Here is a 19,819-nt window from a genome sequence, read left to right as displayed (position 1 = left end):
GGATCCGAAGCGTCTACACAATAAGCTGCTGCAGCATAACTAAAAGAGGCATTGTCTAAAGCGTTGATCGTCACATTTTGACTAGAGCTGTTTGGACAAGTTCCTGCTGTTGTGTAAGTCACTGTATAGGTTCCTGGGGTTGATGTACTCACATCAATTGCTCCAGTGGAAGCGTTTATACTTAATCCAGCTGTAGATGAAAATGTTCCTCCAGTCAATCCCGTAACCGTTGGGGTCGGGTCTGAAGCGTCTACACAATAGGCGGCGGCTGAATAACTAAAAGAGACATCACAAGATGAAGTAGTAAAGCTTTGAACTCCTCCGTAACTCGTTCCTTCGGAATTGATTGCATAGGCCTGAACGTAATAGGTTGTACCGATAGAAAGGCCTGAAATAATTTCATTAAAAGAGCTTGTTCCATTTCCATTAGAATCTTGAGTGACATTAGCTTCTCCAATTTCGGGAGTCGTGTCTGTAGACGAATAAACTACTCCTCTAGCTGTAACTGAAGCTCCTCCGTCATCAATGACGTTACCTCCTAAAGTAGCAGAAATACCAGTGATGGATGTGGCTGCTGCTGTTGTAACGTCTGGAAGTGAAATAGCAGTAGCTGCTGATATTGTTATTTCGTCAATTAAAAATGTTACGCTACTACTGCTAAAGCCAGTCAATCTAATTTCATCAATATTGTCGAAAGCTATGTTTGCAGTAAAGGTTACTGTAGAATAACCTCCTCCTGCAACAGCGCTGGCTGTAGTTGAACCAACTGAAACCCCATCTCTATAAGCTGTAACTGTATAAGTTCCTGTGAAATTGAAAAATTGAGCACTGTAATTGTCTAAATTGAATTCTGACCCATCGCTGCTGGCTATATTAATGTTGCTTGTACCCGATTGTCCAAATACACTCACATAGGAAGGAGTAGCAGCTCCTCCGTGGAAAATTGATCCACTTGCAGCGCCACTTCCTTGTATAGAAAAATTCCAACCATCAACTGGTGGTCCGCTTCGTGGTAATAAATCAAAGTCAGCGATAGAGATATTCGGTCCATCAAAAGTAGTTGTTCCGACGGAAGGCTGAGCGTAAAGAGAAAGCGACAGTAAAAAACATACAGTTAAATGAAGAATAATTTTTTTCATAATATTAGTTAATTTTTAGTAAAAATAGGTTAAGTATTTAAATTAGTGACTTTTTTAATTAATTGATTTTAAAACATATAGGGCTGATTAGTTAGGGATTATTTAATTTCTATATCCAAACACAGTTTAAATCTACTTTTGAATATTCAGTTGGAACTATTTGTTCATTGACTAAATGATATTTTTAACATTTATATCATCTGTTTATTAGCATAAATATCCAGTTAAAAGGTTTTCAAAAACTTTGACGCTTTCTTTTTTGAGATTAAGGTTATTATTGTCTTATAAACTTAATTCCATTTACCCTTTCAGAGCTTATCGAGAATTCTGATTTATTTATACCATTAAATTTGAATGTCCCAATGTTATCATTAGTAAAAACATCTTTCATTACTGGATTAAGTTTCCCAAGTCCATCACCATTCCGATAAAGAAATAAAGCTTCATCTCTAATTCTAAATTCATAAACACAATCCAGATCGCTGCTATAATATGAACCAGCAAAGGAATCAAGATAAATGGAAGTTATGATGGCTGGCTCGTATGCAGATGATTCGATCAAAGTACCATCATCAAGAGTTACGATCATTCCATACTTTTTATCCTCTTTCAAATTAAACTTCACTTTTACGTTTGGAAAATTTGACATAATAAATTCGTTTTTTGAAATAGGTAAGAGCTTACTTTCACTATCTTCTGATCTTTGATATCTTAAGGTGTCATTTTCAACGTATATTTTGCGAGAATTTTGACCTTCTTTATTCCAATACATCGCTGCAAACTTTTTCAACTTTTTTGAAGGTATTTTTACATACTTTACAGTTTCTGTTATTTCATTTTCCTTCGAAGAGTTTTGTAATTTATCCTCAAATATTATGTCTACAATTGAGTAAACCTTTGCTGTAGGATTGACATCTGGAGTATTAGCAAAAACTATAACAGAAAAATTCTGCTCAGGGAATCTAACAAATTGTGTTCTAAAACCTAAAAAACCACCTCCATGATAAACAGTTTTCATCCCTTTATACCTTCCGTGTGAAAGACCAAATGAATAGTGAATTGTATCACCATTGTTTAATATTCCACGGGTTGAAATTAAATTATTTAAAACCTTACCACCAACTTTATGATGATAGAAGTTTTGATCCCACAAATACATATCTTTAATAGTGGTTATTAAATTACCATCTCCATGTGCATCAAAATTTTGAACAAATCTTTTGAGAGTATCTGATTGTTTTTGATAGCTAATGACTCTGTTTTTAGTAATCTGACTGTGATCGTCATTGAAGAAGGTATTGGTCATTCCTAAGGGTTGGAATATATTTTTATCAGCATACTTTCTTATGGTCATTCCACTTACACGATTTACAATTTCTGCCATTAAAATATAACCTGAGTTCGAATACAGGTACTCCTCACCAGGCTTAAAATTGGTTGTATTTTGTCTCATTATAAGTTTAAGTCCATCATCTATTGTGAAATAGTCTTCAAAAGAACTTCCTCGGAGGTACATTAGTTCTAAATAATCTCTTATTCCACTTGTATGGTGAACGAGATTTCTAACCGTAATCTTCTCATCATATTTAGGTAATTCGGGAATATACTTTTGAATTTCATCATCTAGCCTAATCTTACCTTCAATTGTCAATAATGCAATACATGCTGCAGTAAATTGCTTAGCTGTAGAAGCTATATAAAATTTTGAATTTGCTGATAAGGGAATTGTATAATCAAGGTTTCCTATACCATAACCCTTTGCGTATATTAGTTTCCCTTCCCTAATAATTCCGATTGCAGCGCCTGGAGAATTCTCGTTATCCCATTTTGAAAAAAGATTGTCAATTTTTATTTGATCATCTTTTTCAATTTGAGCATTCACATGAAATGATATCATGGCGATAAAAAGAGCATGAACTATTGATTTTTTCATGATTAATATTTTAGGGATTTAGCAATTTGGCTATTTATCAGATTTTATAATAAAAACAATTCTTGTGGTTTTTCAACTCAATATATTATTAATAGAATTTCTTTAAATCATTAATAGAAAGCATCTTATTTCTTAGCATCAAACAATTTCTTTAAAAACTTTTCATAAGCTTGTTTATTTGTTCTTCTCCCATAAATTCCTTTTGTTTTTAGAGCGACAACAATATCCATAGAAGGAATAATCGTAATATACTGTCCTTGATTACCAGTTGCTGTGTAAGCACCTTTAAATTCTGGTGAAATATCTGGGCTGTCCCATATTCTCCACATAAGTCCCTGTCCCCATTTCCACCAAGACCAATCTTTAAGCCTAGGATCAACTTTATACATATCTGAATAACTTGTTGTAATGGATGTAGATCTATCTATCCAAGATGCTGGAATAACCTGTTCATCTTTCCATTTTCCTTTTCGTAACATTAAATAACCTACTCTGGCCATATCTCTGGTGGACATGTCAAAATGGTACGCCTTGAATCTTGATTTAGTAGTGTCTCCAGATTTCCTTTGAGCACTTCTATTCCATTGCTGAAATTCTATTTTTTCCGCAATATCTTTTTCAAAAGCATCGTAAATATTTAATTCTGTTTCTTGCTCAAAAATGTAACCAGCAACATTAAAATCCCAATTGTTATAGATAAAAAAAGATCCTGGCTTTTTGCTTCCACGTTCAGGAAAAAGCCATTCATTTCCTCCTGGATTACTTGCGGCATGAAACACTCCTGATTTAGATTCAAGAATATCTAAAATAGATGCCTGTTTTTCCATATCTGACAAGCCGCCAATATCATCAATTTTTAGTTCTTTAAGAGTCTTACTTAGATCTATAGTACCATCCTCAATATATTTACCATAAAGCATAGATAACATACTTTTTCTTACAGAGGCTATATAGCTTATCTCATGTGTGTCGCCATAATCATATATCATCTTACCACTTTGGATCACAATGATTCCAGTAGAATTTGTACTATCGATTGCATAACGATAAAGTTGATTTATTTTTTCCTGACTCCAACCAAAATCAGATACGTTTTTCATCATTTCCCATTCATTTTCAGGATATGTAACATACTCTTCTGCTGGAATATCTCTGACATACCTAACACTAAAGCCACAGCCTTTGTTGCCAAATTCTCTTCCTATTCTCTCGTTAGTTACACCAATTAACCTCTCGTAAGCCCTTTCCTTATCGTGACTGTCTGCCGCCCAAAAATTAGCATGCTCATTTTGAAATCTAAAATCTCCATAATCGGTTCTCCATCCAGCAAACTTTATATTGAAACCCGAATCACCATTTTCTTTAAGAGAACCAACACTGTTGTTATCACCTCTCCATCCATGCTTTATGGCAAGCTCTCTTGACATCCCTACTTCAGTTTCAAGTTGTATCCAATCTGCATCCGTGGGTAATCTCCACCCTTTAGGTGCTAATTTATTTGCATACTCCCAAGAATAAAGAACTCCATGTTCCTTATATGACTTGGTTTTCTTTGCTTTTCTAACCGAAGTCCCTTTGTAACCGTAAACTGAAATATGAAGCGTATCAACTTTTGGCAAATAGGCAAAATTTTCTGCAAGCCAAACTTGTGAACCAATCGTAATTGTCTTATACACTTTATCGTCCCTCGTGTCAGTAAATGTACCTCTACTAGTTTTAAGGTTTTGATTTTGGGCTAAAACATTTTTCTGAAGAAAAGGATTTAATACTAATAAGACTATTAAAAGGATCGCTGAATTAATTTTCATTTTTGATATTTTAAATTAATAATTCACAAGGTACTTTATATTTAACACTACCTTGTTATACATAATAATAAGACAAAAAAATATATAATTTTTATTACAAATTTCGAGTTAAATATTCTAATAAAATTGTAAAAAAACGCATATATCTTAGTTTTTTGAAAGTATGAATGATTTAGGATCGAATTCCTTAGGCGTTATTCCTACTATTTTTTTAAACATGTGAGTATAGTGAGACTGATCATAATATCCATAGTCCAATGCTAAACAAGTCAGTTTATTTGTGTCTTTAGCTTCTTTTATACCATCAACTGAATCTCTGAAATTCATTATTGAACTATATTCTTTAATTGTCATACCAGTTGATCGTTTGAACTTTATCTGAGTTGCTCTTGTTGATTTTGATGAAACCTTATTAATTATATTTGTTACGGGAATTTTGTTGGTTTTTAAGCTTGTTGAAATTTCCTCCACTATTCCTTTTTCGGGATATTTTATGTTAAGATCTTTAAATATATTATTGACTTCATTTACAATTTCATTCAAATCAGTAGTATTAAATTTTAAATCAAAATGAGAACTGAATGAAATCTGGTCACTCCTAAATACCTTATTGATATGGTTGCTAAAATCTACATCAGATATGTAAGAAAGAGTCCATGCATGAAGTTGTATAAAAATGATCTTGGTAAAAGGTTTTATTTTCACCAATGCTTTCTCGGTGACCTGAGAGCACAAATAATGACCTTTTTCTAAACTGTATTTACCTGCATTGAAGCATACTTCCAAACCTTCACCTTGAACTATTCCAAAATTAAAACAACCGTTAGGAAGCAGCATCATATCTTTACTTATATTTGAATTAGCAGAGTTATCTAGACACCAAAGTTTTTTCACAAACCTTTCTACTACTGAATCAACATAAATTTCGGAATACAATGGCATCATGGTCTAATAATTATTTATTAAAAATTACTTAGTTTAACAAGGCGACTATAAAAAAATAAATTATCGTAACACATTAGTCTAAAGAATCGCTTTTAACCGAAATACTTAAAAACATGAATTATGTTAACAGAAAATAAGATTTTTTTGAGTTTACTAATTTTTAAAGTGTTTGTTATAACTGGTAAATGCTAATCGGTATCAATTTTAATCAATTGTTTCATATGTTCAATGGCATAAGTTAAGACATCTTCTTCATCTTCATCCACGTAAACATCTGGTGCAATACCATAGGGATCGATCGGGTTTTGATTTATATCTTTTGATCGAAAAGACGATGGGTACGTCAGTTTGAAACATCCTATATCTAAAGATAAACCATTGAACCCGTCTACAATACCCATTGTATTTTCACCATAAACTACCACCTTTTCACTTTGGTTAGCACGGTATACAAAAGTTTCACCTGAACTACCTGCTCCACTGCTTAATAGTATGACTCTTTTGGGCCCAGCGTAGAGGATGTCTGGTTTGTAGGTAGAAGCATAGTCCTCCTCCTGAAAAAAAGCGGTACCTTTTAAAGACATGATGTAATCATATAGTTCTCGTTCTTCTTCAGAATACTCCTGTAAAGATTTACCTTTCAAACCGCTAGATTCTAGAAATTGGTTTATGTTATCTTCGCTCATCCAGAGTCCTGTATTTGGAATTTGAACTGGACCACTCAAAATATATGGTAAAATTGGATAGTAATTGGAATCATCTCCTCCGCCATTATCTCTTACATCTACAATAATAAAATCTGCTTTGACTAGCTTGCTGTGGTTGGCGCTCATGATACTATCCACATGAGCCTGGTCCACAGAATAAAAATCTGGAAATCTCAGGTATGGAATACCGTCAAGTTCTGTAAAATGAAATTCATTGAATTTAAGGTCGACTTCAGATAGCTTTTCAATCTCGTTTTCAGGCCAGACTTTTGTCCATGATGTTTTCATCCCAGCAAAACTTAGCTTGCCTTTTGTGAGTTGTTGAGCTTTTGTTGTCATGGGTACATGATCGCTCATCATAAAATTTGCATTGTAGTTACTTCCAAAATCTGTTTTCAACTCAAATTTTACATCATTTTGACCCCATTGTTCACTGCTACTTTCTAGAACCACTCCTACAAAATCTCTTCCACCTTTACTGTTTTTAGGGTTTGGAATTATAGCAACTTTATACCCTCTATTCTGCCAAATACCTAGAATCGGATTTTGAGAATACTGTTTGCGGTTATAATCTAATTTGAATTGCTTTTCAGAAAGTTTAATTTTCTCAGAATTCATTTCAGATTTAGACGAAATACTTAAGTAGTTATGGCCATCTCTAAAAAAGTCTAACCATAGCTCCAACACTGTTTTACAATTTTGCAATGTCTCTGTTTGGTTTGCTCTTTCTCGCATGACTGCCGTATGAGCATTGTATAAATCTCGGTTTTCATCTGTTACTTTGAACATGAAAAGGGAATAGTTTGACTCGTAAACATTTATTGTTTTCTCAAACATGTCGCTGCAGGAACACTCTTGCGCCTGTAATTTTAAAATAGGTAATGTAAATAGGCCTAACCCAAATACCCAGAGTATTAATTGTTTCATTAGATTGATTTTATTGTGTAAAACTAATTAGCTCCTTCATTTTTTATTAATTGTTTCATATGTTCAATGGCATAAGTCAAAACATCCTCATTCTCGTTTACAAACACATCAGGAGCTATTCCGTAAGGATCAATAGGATTGTCTTTAATATCAGGAGCTCTATAGGACGTTGGGAAAACCGCTGTAAAACAACCTAAGTCTAGAGGAAAACCATTAAATCCATCTACAACCCCAGCGGTATTTTGTCCATAAACAACAACTTTATCGCTTTGGTTAGCTCGATATACAAAGGTTTCTCCAGAGCTACCTACCTCTTCATCAGTTAATATAATAACCTTTTTTGGCCCATTATAAATTGTGTCTGCGGTAAAAGTCCAGGTTCCAGAGCCTTTAAAGTATGCTGTTCCTCTATTAGAGTTAAACATCTCGTATTCCTCTTTTTCTTGTTTTGCATATTCTTCAACAGTTAAATCGTTACTAGCCGCAAATGCTTTTATAAGATAGTCTGTATTGTCATCACTTAGCCAAAACCCATTGGATGGCAATGTGATAGGACCTGTTAAAACGTAAGGAAGTACTGGAAAATAAGTTCCATCGTTCCCACCAGGATTGCCTCTAACATCCACCACTATAAAGTCAGATTTTAAAATCTTTTCATGATTCGCCTTCAATAAACTATCCACGTAACTTGGTGCCACCGAATAAAAATCTGGCAGTCTCAAATAAGGAATTTCATTAATATAACTTAAATGAAATTCATCATATTTAAGTTCGATTTCGCTTCTTTTTTTTATATTTTCAACTTCAGGCCATAACTTGGTCCACTCACCAAGATCATTGATTTCAAGAATGCCACGATCAATCAGTTCTCCAGAAGTCTTTTTCTTTGAATGATCTCCCATCATATAATTGATTTGATAGGAAGTGCCAAAAATAGAGGTAAGTTCTAGTTTTACTTCGCCTTTTTTCCAATCAGGATTACTGGTCTCCAGAACTACTCCTACAAAATCTCTTTCCTTTATATTATGTTCAGGGTTTGGAATTATTGTTATGGTGTAGCTGCCACTATTCCAAATGCCTAAAAGTGGATTGAGATTATACGCTTTTTTATCATAATCTTCTTTAAATTGCTTTTCGGTTATTTCTATATTTTCTCTATTAATTTCGTTTGTCTGATTAGTGGAAGAAACAATATAAGTATGACCGTCTCTGAAGAATTCAAGATACTTTTCAAGTATAATCTTACAATCAATTAGACTAGAGCTTTGATTTGCTTTTTCTCGCATTACATCCTTATGTGCGGTGTACAAGTCTCTATTATCATCTGTCACTTTATACATAAATAATGAATAGTTCTTTTCATAAGCTTCCACAGCTTTTTCATAGGCTTCACTACAGACGCATTCTTGAGCATGTGCTGATCCAATTCCTGCAATAGCCAAATATACCGTGAGTAATGGTTTTAAAATTGTTTTCATTCAGTTGGTTTTTTGTTGTAATTTGTACCTAGATATCTAATTATTTTGAGGTTTTTGTAATGTAAATATAGATGATACTATTAAACGATAAAAGGACAAACTTTCACTGAATAAGGACAAATCCACTGCTTAAAAAGCGTATTGTGGAAAGTAGTAACCTTCAATACTTATAAGAGATGTCTTTTTGAATTCATATTTTAAAAGGGCAATATTAAAGTTCTGTGTTTTACTTCATCAAGTAAAAATTTGACTTTCATTCTATGAACATCATTTGTTTTCTATGATAACTTACTAATGTTTTTTGCGTAGATAATAATTCATAGCCCATTAAACCATTTAGTTGAAGTTTATAACCATCATTTAAATGTGACATATCACTGAATACTGTTTCCATATTTTTGATTTTGGTTTGTCCAATTTTGGTTTCTTCAATCAGTCCCTTTGTTACTTCTATCCTATTTTTATCAGCTCCAGATAAAGTATCAATCGAAGTACCTTTTAAGTGTTTGGACATTGATGCTAACAAATCATCATCCATAAGATTTTTTTCAGCACCAGAATCAAGACCGAAAGAATACTCTTCATTACCAATACTAGCTTTAAAAACGGGGATGTGACTTGATAAATCGAATGGTAAAATTGATAGTTTAGAATTCAAAAAATGCTCATTTTTATACTGATTATAATAACTAGGATTTATCAAAGTAAGTTCCTTTCTTTCAAAATCATAAAGTAAATCATAATCTTTAATCAGTTCATAACCTATAAGTCCATAAATCTCTATGTTAGTATTAAGTCCTTTTTCTAAATGAGAAATGTCCAGAGTTAGCATGTCTTGATTCTCCATTGTAATACCACCAAATTCAAGCTTTTTTAACTTTTTAATATCCATTCCTGAAATACTCCCTCCTGCTCCCTTTGAAGAGGAAATGCTTTTCGTTTTTAAGCTATCGCTTTTTAAAAAGTAATTAGAGTTAAGGATCACTTTTGGCGAGCCGCTATCAAAGAGAAAAATTCTTTTTTCATTGTTTAACATAACTTCTACAGCCATTAAATTACCAATCTTAAAAAAAGGAATTCTAATGACATCTTCTTTTGGTTTTGAGATATACCTATTAGAATTATCCATTGTTTTTACTTCCATTTCAAATAATTCTAAACTTTTGAGCTGGTTCTTATCATCAAAAACGAAAGTTGCCTTTTTATGTCCCATTTTACTGTATTCCATGGTATAAACTAGTACCAATGAATTTTCGATTAATTCTGAACTTAATTCAGTGTAAGATTGAATAGAATCTCCCAATTGTGAGAAAAGTTGTTTTAAAACTATTTTTGCAATTTCACCTTTTCGACCTGCGATTTCAAATTCTGGTGCTAGATAGCTTTCTAATTGAATTGATGATTTTTTATTGACTCCATGGGTAGTTATTTTAACTATCTCTCTACATTGTTCGATGTCTTGTGAAAAAACAGGCTGTAGTAAAAAAGTAATGAGAAGTACTGTGAAAATTATTTTCATAATTGATTCATTTATAATTTGTTTGCTAAACAACTATAAATTGGCAAGTCAAAGAAATGAAGCAGGGTGGATTTTAGTATTAGTACCTCTTTTTCAACTACAATTTTGAATTAATTCAACTCTTTTGGTTACTTTTTTCTTCTTAAATATATTATTGACATGTGTCTTGACCGTACTTACACTAATAGATAGTTCATTTGAGATGTCTTTATTGGAATAGCCTCTTTCTATTAATATTAAAACCTCACTTTCTTTTTGAGTCAAACTCGTTTTATCATTAATCTTGGTATTAGATACACCAAAGTATCTCACCATAAAAATCACCAATGAAGGTAGGAGTAAGAACATGCCTAAAATTAATAAATAATTAATCTCATTATGATCTTTTAAATCTATTACGATGATTTCTGCTTGTTTGGTATTAAAGCTTGAAATCCTATCCTTTTGTTGTATTAAAGAATAACAGATACAGATGGCTCCAATAATTGCTAGGGCTAGAAGTAGTTTATTAATTTTTAGATGCATTATATTTTAAGGAAATATATTTAACCTCAAAGGACATATCTATTATCATTTTTTAATCGTCAAATGATCTTTAAGTTATATACTAAATCTCCACTCCCCTTTTAGACTACAAGACTTTCTTTCACATCAGTTTAACTCTTGCTTTTTAGCTTCAAGTTTTTTTAACCGATCACAATTCATGAGAGTCATCATATTCAAATACTCTTCAATTGGTTGAAGTCCAATTTCTTTTCTTCTTTTATTTACATTTTCGGGGTCAACCAAATTCTTAGGAAATGCTTGGCATGGATTCATCTTGTAATCTACTTGAGTACCATAAATTTGAGGTTGACCAGTGTTAATTTTTACTCGATCCACTAACAATCCATATATACTGGAATCTGCATTTTTTTTATCGACTTCCATTTTCATTTTTTTCAAAACTTCGTTTTGAAATTGTGGATATTGATCTGAATGTTGAACCATCAGCCAAAAGTTTCTTGATCCTTCTTCTCCTGCTAAATCAAAGCCAACAAATCCATGTTCTTTAAAAATTTCTTTTAGTCGGAGTTGATGAGTAGTATATACGCTATCTTGAAATGACTCCCATTCTTCCAATGATAAATGAGAATAAGTTGTAGGTGGAACAAAATTGGATGCTGCTAATTGGTCAATTTCAGCCATTGATTTTAACTCGTCTGCAAGAATTTGATTGAACTCAACTTTTCGGTGTGTTGAATCACTTTGAGAAGGGTCTTCTTTACAACTAAAAACTAAAAAAACAATCCACAAGATTTGATAAATTTTATTCATTTTCAAAATTAAATTCTCGATTAAGATTCATTTTAGCGTTTTCTGCAGTCTTAACCAGCATTTGTGCAAGACTAATAATGTGGTTTAATCGTTTCTGTAATGTTTTAATTCGTTCTACAGGTTCATTCGAATCTAGCTTATAAAAATAGTCCATTCCTTCTTCGTAGTGAACTGTAATATAAGTTTCATATTTTTGGTTAAAGTTTTCAATTTCTTGAATAAACATTTGATGGGAAGTATTAAAGTTGGCTAATCCTTTAAATAATTCAGCATCTATAGTTGTTAATTTTTCTCCTCTTGATAACGAATTAACTATTTCTAAATGCCAATAATCTCCAAAAAATCTCATGTTAGCTGGTATTTTCTTTATGGATATAAGACTATCCAGCTTGCTTTCATAATTTTGAAAAACATTGACAAATCCGTTTTTATTTTCTTCACGTCCTGAAAGGTAAAAGGCATTCATGTCTTCATAAATAGCTCTATAAACTTGAACTTGTTCTTCTTCCTTGTTTTGCTCTTCTTTTCGAGCATTCAGCCAAAATGCTAGAAAAACACCTATAAAAACAACTAAAAAATCAAAAAAGTATTTAGTAGTTTTTTGAAGAAGTGATTTAATTTTTTGCATTGATTCTTTCATGCTTATATTCTTACTTTTTTCAACTATTCATCTACTGATTTACTGAATTTTTTTTGACGATCATAACCACTTTTTTGAAGGAATGAAATAGGATCATCCATTTCAATGATATCAATCACAGCTTGTTGTTTATCTTCTACTTTGTTGTAATAAGCTTGTGCTATTTTATACCCAATATAATAACCTAGATCAGCAGGTTTTTCTTCTACTGTTGAATAATTATAAAACCAATTCTCAGAATTGCTATTGCACAATTCATCTTTAAAGTCTTGCCATAATTCTTTTTCATGCTGATTACCATACTCCAGCGCTATTTCATTGATTTGGCTACCTGACAATAATTCTCCAATAAAATCACAAAACCCTTCTCTCATTGCTCTATAAAGAAGTTGACATCTTATAGCGTCATCAGCATAACTTGCGGGTGGTTGCTGTGTATGAACATATTCATGTGCAACAAAATTTTTAATTCTTTGCTCAACATTTTTACTACCTGACAATTGTGCTTTTAAAGCTTCACTGGGAATCTCAGACAAGTCTGTTTTGTTTGTTGCTGCTGCAAGCTCCGAACCAATGAGTAGGTAGTCTTCGGAAACGGTTCCTCCTGATCTTAAAATACCTATTGAAAACGTAATCTTGTGGGGCTCAAACTTTGGATAATTTTTTTTAAATTTTTCCACAATTTCTTCGATAACAGGCTCCATTTGTTTTACCTGATAAGTATTTTCCCTTACAGAGTTATAAAATTTAGGCACTGCAGCTACTGTTGCTGCAATTGCTTCGGCTGACATTTCAGTATATACCATAAAATCCAAAAGCCCATCTGTAGCTCGGTCTATATATAATCTTTGAAAAACATCAACACTATCTTGCATCGTTTTACAATTCTCTAAATGATCAAATGCTTCCCAAAAATGATCGATATCTATTGTTTGAACAGACTTCTTGTTCTCCAGGGCTAAAGCTTTGATTATTTTCTTTTTGTATTTTTTCTCTTTACCAGAAAGTTTGTTGATACGAATACTTAATACCCCTTGTTCTGGATTACCATTTTCTTCAAGTCGTTTAATTCTTAAATAAAACAATCCAGTTTCAGATGCTAAGTATTCTAATTTTTCTTCTCCGTTTATACCGTTAGGTGTGTCCTTTTGAGTAATTAGTTCTATATCCTTGTCATAAAAAAACAATTCCACATCAATGCCCTGCTGCAAAACTGTAAAATAATAAACTTCACCTTTTTTTAATTTAATTTTATAGTTTAATTCTTTCTCAAAGTTGATATCAGAATAATCTTTATCAATTTCTATATTGGTTACATTTTGACCATAAGAATAGATAATAGTTAGTAGTAGTAAACAATTAATTAATAGTTTTTTCATTTTTATTTTATTATTGACGAATTCATTTTTATACCTTATGAAAAAATGATTAAGATATTTTATTATTGATTTTTATTTTACTTTTATTCATTCAGCATATCAAGCTTTTAATTTTTCAAACTTAAAATAGAAAATGCCATTGCTCCAAAAGCACACATCAAAGAGGCATTTTGACTACTTCCGAATAAATTGATGTGCGAAATAACTAATCCAATTATATAACCACTAAGAGTAAATAATAAGACTCTTTTAAAAATTTTTATATTTAATATTGTTTTCATCTTTTCTATTTAAGTTTAAATTATTTACTCGCCATGACTTTTAGTTTGATTAAAAATATTACTCACAAGCGATTTCTTAGTACTCATTCCAATATTGAATTCGTCAGAAATATCTTTACTAGTCTACTTTTCAATTTCAAATTTGATTATTGATTAATTTTACTATTATTGAGTCTTGTAATTCCTAACATGTTACACAAGTTTCAAACTAACATTATGGTTTAATATTTTAGATAACTAAAAAAGACAGTTATGGTTGACGTTTATCCATGTAGATTATCGTAAGCATCGTTTTATTTTTTCCCCTATAAATACTCTTCAATTTCTTTTTGGAGTTCAGGATCAGACGGCTTTTTTGCATTTGCATCAATTATTTTACCATCTTTATCTATTAAAATGAATCTAGGAATTCCTTGAACAGAATAATCTTTGAAAAATGAAATGCCATTATCTGGTGCAAAAACTTGAATTCCACCTAATTCTTTTTCTTCCACCATCTTTCTCCAATTTTTTTCACTGTCGTCTTTACAAATACTAATAATTTGAATATTCTTCCCTTTAAAATAGTTTTTCATTTTCTTTAAATAGGGCATTTCTATGATACAAGGTAAACACCATGTTGCCCAAATATCTATGTAAACTAATTTTCCTTTAAAATCATTAAGTGAAATAGATTTCCCATAGATATCATTCAATTCAAACACTGGTGAAATAGCTCCTTTTTCTGTTTTTTTTAATTCTTTGTATTTTACAGTTACTTCACTTAAATACCTATCATTTGTTAGTGCTAAACTTATTATATTAAAAACACTATCTAACTTTTTAGTGTAATTTAATTCCCATTTTCCTACATCATACAATAACTCTTCTTTTATTATATCGCTGTTGACTTCTTTTCTAATTGTTTTTACATATTCTAAGGTAGGATCAAAATTATCATCGTTTTCAGCCATTCTATCATTAGATAGCTTTCTTAAATAAGATTGAATGTAAGAAAGGTAATTAGGAGAAATCAAAAGGCTCTCATTAGATAAATCTACGTTCTTAAAAGCATTAGGATAATTTTCAGAGACTTTAAATTCTTTATTTCCTGTTACAAACCTATGCAGGTTTTCATAAGTAGAGATTTTATTTAATTTTTCAAATTCAATAGATTTAGATTCAATAAAAAAGAAGTCTTTGTCTAAATCAACACTTTTTACTAATAAGTCTTTTTGAAGATTATATAAAGAATCTGTAAGCTTAAGGAACTCGCTTTCGGAAAGTTTTCCGTAGAATCCATAATAATTCAAATCTCCAAAACTTTCTTCTAAAAGTGATTTTTTTGCAAGGTAGTTGTTCTCATTTGCACCTTTTCCCTCATATTTTATGGATTCATCAAACTCCTTTGTGTTTAAAGATAGACTCAAGTCATAATTAGGTTTTAAAAAGACTTTTGTACTTTCTTTGCCATTTGTAAAACTATAAAAGCCTTTTGATAGGTTTAAGGTGTCTATAAACGTTTTGTCCTTATTTAAAATGATAGACTCGATTATCTCTTGATTTTTGTTTAAAATATTTAAAGTATCGGAATTAGGACTTTCTATTTTACCTGAGAATATCAAACTGCTATCTAACTCATCTTTTTTGCAAGAATAATTAAATACAATTATCATAATTAAGAAAAAAATTGAAACACTTTTGGTATTCATACTGTATTATTTTTGTTAGATAACTTAATTTTAAACTTTAATATCTCTAGATGATATTAACTCATTTCTTTGAGCCAATTAGTAATTGAATCCAAAAAGCCATCACATCTTTTTCTTGGTAAATTATTATCCTGAAATTCATAGAATCCACCCGTTTTAGAATTAAACATATTGTGGTTACAGCCTTGAAAAGATTTTATAGTTAAGTCTGTGTTGTTTAATGCTTTTTCATACAATGATTTAGTCAACATCCAATCTACATTCATATCATTTTCTCCAAATAATGCTAAAACTGGACAATTGACACCCGATAAAATAGTATCAAAGTTCTCAACATATACTTGTAACCCGGAAGCCTCATCTATTTCTTCTCTCATAAAACTATGCTGGTAGTTGTAATAGCCTTCTTCTGTAACTCCCCCATTTGTAAACCTCAACCAAAAGGGATTGTTACTGAGGTTAGTTGTTGCTCTCTGAAATTCTTTAAATTCTCCACCTGAATGAGTAATTTTTGTACCTTTTACCCATTCCTCTACTATTAATTGAACAGAATCTTTTGGATGCCCATTAATCCTTAAGTTTTGTTTTAAAAGGTATTTAAAGTTTTCCTTTTCATCTACACCACTTACAGAAATCCAAAACTTAATGTCATTGTAATTATTAATAACTATTGGGTTTATCCATCCAGCTCTGCTAATGCCCCAGAGGCCTATTTGATCCGACCCTAAGATTTTCTTTGCTTTTAAATTTTTAATGGCTGCTATTACTTCCAGGGCGCTATTTTGAACAGGTTGGTTATAATTAAATGTACCTTCACTTTTACCGCATCCCATTTTATCCCACATGTAGGTACCGTATCCTGCTTTAAGTATTGCTTTACGGACATCTAGATATGAATCTTGAGCAATAGCATTTGTTCGTCCAGATCCATGGACTATTAATACAATTCCTTTTGGCTCAGAATTTTGTGGAAGATTTAAAACACCTGATAGTTTATTGCCCTCAAATTTGAAATCAAGAAGTTCTTGAGTGATTTGCGCATTAGCTGTAGATCCTATAAGAACAAAATATATTATGAATATTATTTTAGTCATTTATTTAAATTTAAATACGTGAAGCTTTAATTTTTGTTACATTCTTTAATCAATCCTATAAAAAATATGCTAAAGCGATATATATTTAAGTATTTGAGCGTCATTTTATCTCTCAAGTGTTTTCATTAATGCAAAACAAAGCCTGTCTATATTTCCCATATTGGGATTAAATGCAGATACATTTGATAAAATAATTACTCCATTTTTTGATTTATCGTCGATTACCATTGATGATGAATAACCGCCAGTACCTCCATTATGCCAATACCAAGAATTTTTTGATTGAGACTTTAATATGTGCCATCCTAATCCCATATCCATGTTTTCATTTACTACAAACGTTTTTTCTCTCGTAAGCTTAAGTTCCTTGTTAGTGGCGTCAAATTGAGAAAGAGCAAAATGCGATAGATCTTCAACTGTTGAAAAAATTCCACCTGCTCCAGCTAAAGCTGAAAATTCCCAATTAGGAACTATAATTCCTTCGCTATTTAAACCCCTCACTAAGTCACCTTTTATTTTATTGATATCTACAGTAGAATTTATCATGTCATATTTAGAAAAAATATATTTTTGAAGGAGTCCTCCATAAGTCTCATTCTCAATCTTACTTAAAGTATAACCAAGTAATCCTGAACCTGTGTTGGAGTATTGATAATTCCCTTTATTAGATAATTCAAGCTGAGTTGTTAAATAATGTTCTAATTCTACTTGCTTGTAATCTTTATATGGATTTTCAGGATTTACTTTTGATAGATCCAAATTTGAAGGTAAACGTGGGAGTCCAGAAGTATGGTTAGCTAATTCAATAAAAGATGTTTTTGTATTCTTATTAAAAGGAACTTTATAGTAATTATTGATGTTCTCATTTAAATTTAGTTTTCCCTCTAATACAAATTTTGCTAATAATGTAGATGTAAAAACCTTTGAAATCGAACCAATTTCAAATACACTCTTTTGGTTATCGATGTTTGAAAGAGTGTCTCTTTCTTTTTCTATTCCATAATAATTAACTCTCCCATTGTCAATTATAGCAATAGACAATTGTGTTTGATTTGGAAATACTTTCGAGTTCTGAAATATGATTTCAGATTGGCTTTTCGTGATTGAATCTTTTTTAACAGACAGGTTATTAACAATATTTCCTTTGATTATTTCTTCGGTAAAGGGTTCAATAAATAATCCATTTATTTTTGAATTATTATCTACTGAAATATTAAGGCTTAAAACAGCACGCTCAAAGGTTGCTTTGTATACAGCATAAGTTCCATTTTCATAGGTTACGAATTCTCTATCTGTAATATTACCTGCTTGAGTTTTAAGACTTTTTAAAAATTCTGTAGTCTTGTCTAATGGCAATGTCTCTTTCATTACTTCATCAAACATCATAAATATCTCATTATAATTTCCCTTGTTATAATTTATAATGAAATTTGCTGTCGTAACTTTATTTTCAGCTTTTTCATTTTGTCCAAAAGAAGGATTAACAAATAGTATTAGAACAATTAATGTAATTTTTTTCATTATTAAAATGATTTTTAACATTGTAAATATAAATCTGTTAGTATTATTATAAAAGGACAAAAACTCACTGAATAAGGACAAAATTTAGTCTAGAAGAGAAATATTTTTTGGTAGAATACGTTTATGACGTTTAAGCAGTATTCTTAATTGATTTGAATTTTTATATCCACATAATTTAGCCACAGATTCAACTTTATTGTTATTTGATAGTAAGTTCAAGGCTCTATCAACTCTAATTTTCTCTAAATAAGTACCTATGGTAACCCCTGTAGTTTTTTTAAAAAGTCTTGTAAGGTTTCTCATACTCATATTTACATGTTCTGCTATATCACTATTTGTAATTGGAGAAGATAAATGTTCTAACATATAATCTTGTGCATCATGAATCCTTGTATCCGTATGATTTCTATGATGGAGAAAAATACTAATTTTTAAGTCTGACTTGTTTCGTTTAAAATACAGAACTGCTTTTTGAGCAATATCAGATGAAATTTTAGGCCCAAATAAGTTCTCTATTATATACAGAGATAAATCAACACCAGCAGATACTCCTACGCTAGCAAATAAATTATCCTTAGCTACATACAATCTATTTTCTTCTGAATTAACGTTTGGAAAACCATAATATAATTGAGATATATAGTTCCAATGAGAATTACATTCTTTGCTATTTAAAATTCCCGCTTCAACAAGTAAAAACATACCTTCACTAATTGAGCATACATTTACACCACTAGAGTATTGAAAATGCAGCCAATCAAAGAAAGGTTTGCTTTGATTTAAAAAGTCAGTATTATTTAAAAGCTCGAATTTTAAACCAGGAATAATGACAAAATCATTTTTTGATAATTCGAATACTTCAAAATGCTTTAATCTAGTAAAGAATAAACCTGAATTACTTTTGATTTCAAATTTATCACTCATCGATACAAAATGCATTTCTATATTAGCTCCGAGTTCTCTAGCTTCGTTAAAAATATGAGCAGGACCACTTACATCTTGTAAGTTTACATTAGAGGGCACTATGAGTAGAATTTTGGTGATAGGATTATGTATTGATTAGTTTCAAACTAGATGTTTTCGTTTTAATTGGAGGTCTAGCCTTTCAAGAATCAGCTGTTTATAAAAATAGGTTGAAACTTTTGGCTTAGTTGCTCTCTGTACTTTATGATTTACACTAAGTCTTTATGTAATTTTATAAGTTAAACAGTTATAAATTAGTCTCTATTCATAGAGACGCATAAAAATCCATTTGCGTTGCCTGAAATCTTAAGTATTTTTAAAAAAGATTTGATTCATAATTGTTATTCTATGACTTTTCCTTTTCAAAAATAAATTCGATATACACTTTGGAATAAAATCCACCTTCTTAATTTGTAGCGTTAAGATATTGAATAAAGCATATATTATTTGAACTTCCATATTGGGTTTAGTGTATGA

General features: G+C 31.1%; 15 protein-coding genes and 1 pseudogene. All 16 read right to left on the bottom strand.

Going from position 1 to position 19,819, the window contains the following annotated elements; translation table 11 throughout:
• Nucleotides 1-1,139: pseudogene (locus tag F598_RS15605) on the bottom strand (hypothetical protein); the annotation flags it as partial.
• A gap of 274 nt (nucleotides 1,140-1,413) precedes the next feature.
• A complete protein-coding gene (locus F598_RS14500; RefSeq protein ID WP_019038383.1) occupies nucleotides 1,414-3,072 on the bottom strand; it encodes a serine hydrolase domain-containing protein in 1,659 nt (552 codons plus the stop codon).
• A gap of 125 nt (nucleotides 3,073-3,197) precedes the next feature.
• Nucleotides 3,198-4,880, bottom strand: coding sequence for an FISUMP domain-containing protein (locus F598_RS0107300; protein WP_019038382.1), 1,683 nt, complete (start codon nucleotides 4,878-4,880; stop codon nucleotides 3,198-3,200).
• Nucleotides 4,881-5,027: 147 nt separating this feature from the next.
• Entirely contained in the window at nucleotides 5,028-5,825 is a 798-nt protein-coding gene (locus F598_RS0107295; RefSeq protein ID WP_019038381.1) for a helix-turn-helix domain-containing protein, read from the bottom strand.
• Nucleotides 5,826-6,013: 188 nt separating this feature from the next.
• Nucleotides 6,014-7,459, bottom strand: a complete 1,446-nt coding sequence (locus F598_RS0107290) for a S41 family peptidase (RefSeq protein ID WP_026302576.1) — start codon at nucleotides 7,457-7,459, stop codon at nucleotides 6,014-6,016.
• A gap of 23 nt (nucleotides 7,460-7,482) precedes the next feature.
• A complete protein-coding gene (locus tag F598_RS0107285; protein ID WP_019038379.1) occupies nucleotides 7,483-8,937 on the bottom strand; it encodes a S41 family peptidase in 1,455 nt (484 codons plus the stop codon).
• A 253-nt stretch (nucleotides 8,938-9,190) separates the two neighbouring features.
• Nucleotides 9,191-10,456 carry a pepsin/retropepsin-like aspartic protease family protein gene (locus F598_RS14495; RefSeq protein ID WP_019038378.1) on the bottom strand — a complete coding sequence of 422 codons (1,266 nt, stop codon included), beginning with the start codon at nucleotides 10,454-10,456 and terminating at the stop codon, nucleotides 9,191-9,193.
• A 93-nt stretch (nucleotides 10,457-10,549) separates the two neighbouring features.
• Nucleotides 10,550-10,981, bottom strand: a complete 432-nt coding sequence (locus F598_RS14935) for a response regulator transcription factor (protein ID WP_019038377.1) — start codon at nucleotides 10,979-10,981, stop codon at nucleotides 10,550-10,552.
• Nucleotides 10,982-11,107: 126 nt separating this feature from the next.
• Nucleotides 11,108-11,773 (bottom strand): DUF6624 domain-containing protein, encoded by a 666-nt coding sequence (locus F598_RS0107270; protein ID WP_019038376.1) that lies wholly within the window; start codon nucleotides 11,771-11,773, stop codon nucleotides 11,108-11,110.
• Complete coding sequence (locus tag F598_RS0107265; RefSeq protein WP_019038375.1) at nucleotides 11,766-12,413, bottom strand: hypothetical protein; 648 nt, start codon at nucleotides 12,411-12,413, stop codon at nucleotides 11,766-11,768. Before F598_RS0107265 ends, F598_RS0107270 begins: the two co-directional genes overlap by 8 nt.
• A gap of 23 nt (nucleotides 12,414-12,436) precedes the next feature.
• Nucleotides 12,437-13,792 (bottom strand): gliding motility protein GldB-related protein, encoded by a 1,356-nt coding sequence (locus F598_RS0107260; protein ID WP_019038374.1) that lies wholly within the window; start codon nucleotides 13,790-13,792, stop codon nucleotides 12,437-12,439.
• Between the two features lie 107 nt (nucleotides 13,793-13,899).
• The gene (locus F598_RS15300) at nucleotides 13,900-14,073 is read right to left on the bottom strand and encodes a hypothetical protein (RefSeq protein WP_019038373.1); all 174 of its coding nucleotides are present in this window, start codon (nucleotides 14,071-14,073) and stop codon (nucleotides 13,900-13,902) included.
• A gap of 305 nt (nucleotides 14,074-14,378) precedes the next feature.
• Nucleotides 14,379-15,764, bottom strand: a complete 1,386-nt coding sequence (locus tag F598_RS14930; RefSeq protein WP_019038372.1) for a TlpA family protein disulfide reductase — start codon at nucleotides 15,762-15,764, stop codon at nucleotides 14,379-14,381.
• Nucleotides 15,765-15,820: 56 nt separating this feature from the next.
• Entirely contained in the window at nucleotides 15,821-16,858 is a 1,038-nt protein-coding gene (locus F598_RS0107245; RefSeq protein ID WP_019038371.1) for an alpha/beta hydrolase family protein, read from the bottom strand.
• Nucleotides 16,859-16,963: 105 nt separating this feature from the next.
• Nucleotides 16,964-18,379 (bottom strand): serine hydrolase domain-containing protein, encoded by a 1,416-nt coding sequence (locus F598_RS0107240; protein ID WP_026302575.1) that lies wholly within the window; start codon nucleotides 18,377-18,379, stop codon nucleotides 16,964-16,966.
• Nucleotides 18,380-18,463: 84 nt separating this feature from the next.
• The gene (locus F598_RS0107235) at nucleotides 18,464-19,405 is read right to left on the bottom strand and encodes a GlxA family transcriptional regulator (RefSeq protein ID WP_281163568.1); all 942 of its coding nucleotides are present in this window, start codon (nucleotides 19,403-19,405) and stop codon (nucleotides 18,464-18,466) included.
• Nucleotides 19,406-19,819: the final 414 nt, after the last annotated feature.

The organism is Psychroflexus tropicus DSM 15496 (assembly GCF_000378765.1).
GTDB classification, from domain to species: domain Bacteria; phylum Bacteroidota; class Bacteroidia; order Flavobacteriales; family Flavobacteriaceae; genus Psychroflexus; species Psychroflexus tropicus.
Note: the sequence above shows the minus strand (reverse complement) of the source record. Positions and strands in the feature narration are given on the sequence as shown.

What these genes read in the sequence shown, in the direction of transcription:
- F598_RS14930 (WP_019038372.1), bottom strand. Translation starts at nt 15,764, where the DNA reads ATGAATACCAAAAGTGTTTCAATTTTTTTCTTAATTATGATAATTGTA.
- F598_RS0107270 (WP_019038376.1), bottom strand. Translation starts at nt 11,773, where the DNA reads ATGAATAAAATTTATCAAATCTTGTGGATTGTTTTTTTAGTTTTTAGT.
- F598_RS0107245 (WP_019038371.1), bottom strand. Translation starts at nt 16,858, where the DNA reads ATGACTAAAATAATATTCATAATATATTTTGTTCTTATAGGATCTACA.
- F598_RS0107300 (WP_019038382.1), bottom strand. Translation starts at nt 4,880, where the DNA reads ATGAAAATTAATTCAGCGATCCTTTTAATAGTCTTATTAGTATTAAAT.
- F598_RS0107260 (WP_019038374.1), bottom strand. Translation starts at nt 13,792, where the DNA reads ATGAAAAAACTATTAATTAATTGTTTACTACTACTAACTATTATCTAT.
- F598_RS14500 (WP_019038383.1), bottom strand. Translation starts at nt 3,072, where the DNA reads ATGAAAAAATCAATAGTTCATGCTCTTTTTATCGCCATGATATCATTT.
- F598_RS0107265 (WP_019038375.1), bottom strand. Translation starts at nt 12,413, where the DNA reads ATGAAAGAATCAATGCAAAAAATTAAATCACTTCTTCAAAAAACTACT.
- F598_RS0107240 (WP_026302575.1), bottom strand. Translation starts at nt 18,379, where the DNA reads ATGAAAAAAATTACATTAATTGTTCTAATACTATTTGTTAATCCTTCT.
- F598_RS0107295 (WP_019038381.1), bottom strand. Translation starts at nt 5,825, where the DNA reads ATGATGCCATTGTATTCCGAAATTTATGTTGATTCAGTAGTAGAAAGG.
- F598_RS0107285 (WP_019038379.1), bottom strand. Translation starts at nt 8,937, where the DNA reads ATGAAAACAATTTTAAAACCATTACTCACGGTATATTTGGCTATTGCA.
- F598_RS14495 (WP_019038378.1), bottom strand. Translation starts at nt 10,456, where the DNA reads ATGAAAATAATTTTCACAGTACTTCTCATTACTTTTTTACTACAGCCT.
- F598_RS14935 (WP_019038377.1), bottom strand. Translation starts at nt 10,981, where the DNA reads ATGCATCTAAAAATTAATAAACTACTTCTAGCCCTAGCAATTATTGGA.
- F598_RS0107290 (WP_026302576.1), bottom strand. Translation starts at nt 7,459, where the DNA reads ATGAAACAATTAATACTCTGGGTATTTGGGTTAGGCCTATTTACATTA.
- F598_RS15300 (WP_019038373.1), bottom strand. Translation starts at nt 14,073, where the DNA reads ATGAAAACAATATTAAATATAAAAATTTTTAAAAGAGTCTTATTATTT.